Annotated in this window: 1 protein-coding gene; it reads right to left on the bottom strand. The window is 56.0% G+C overall.

Annotation, left to right across the window (positions count from 1 at the left end; all coding sequences use genetic code 11):
• A partial coding sequence (locus AC1D0Z_RS23960; protein ID WP_477660596.1) for a cupin domain-containing protein occupies nt 1-337 on the bottom strand: 337 nt, incomplete at its 3' end.
• Nucleotides 338-539 lie beyond the last annotated feature (202 nt).

The following is a 539-nucleotide window of genomic DNA, read 5'->3' as shown; positions in this document are numbered from 1 at the left end:
ATTCCATATCGGGGGAGTAGTCGAAGAGGAAATGTTTGATGCCTGGTCGCTGGTGCACCACGTCGCCGGCCTCGACCAGGGTTTCCTTGTCTTCGTACATAAAGCGGGCCCAGCCTTTGGTCATGATGACGATCTGGAACTCCGCCTCATGTCGGTGCCAACCCGTGCCTGTTTCTGGTGCCATATTGGCCTTCACAAGGTGCGCAATGACTTTGCCGTTGGTCGCGTCGGCAATGCCGAGGTCGCGGTACAGGAAAAAATCGCGCAAACCACCGGAGACAAACTGCGTGTCACCGGGCTTGACATGGGAAAACTTGGTCGCGGTGCGGTCCAGCATGGGGTGCTCCTGTTCAATCAAGACATCCAACTCGGGATTGGTGCGGTGCAGCAAGCATGAAGTGTTCCAGAGTGGGTGTGGCAGGCGCTACACCGTTGGCTGCACAGCCAGGGCGACAAAACAGGTGCCGGTGCAACGCTATAGTTCAGGAACGTTTAAACCACCACTCAAGGTGTTTGACATATGGCTCAAGCTCATCCGT

Source organism: Polaromonas sp. P1_E3 (assembly GCF_056405935.1).
This window is presented reverse-complemented; position numbering and strand designations above follow the sequence as displayed.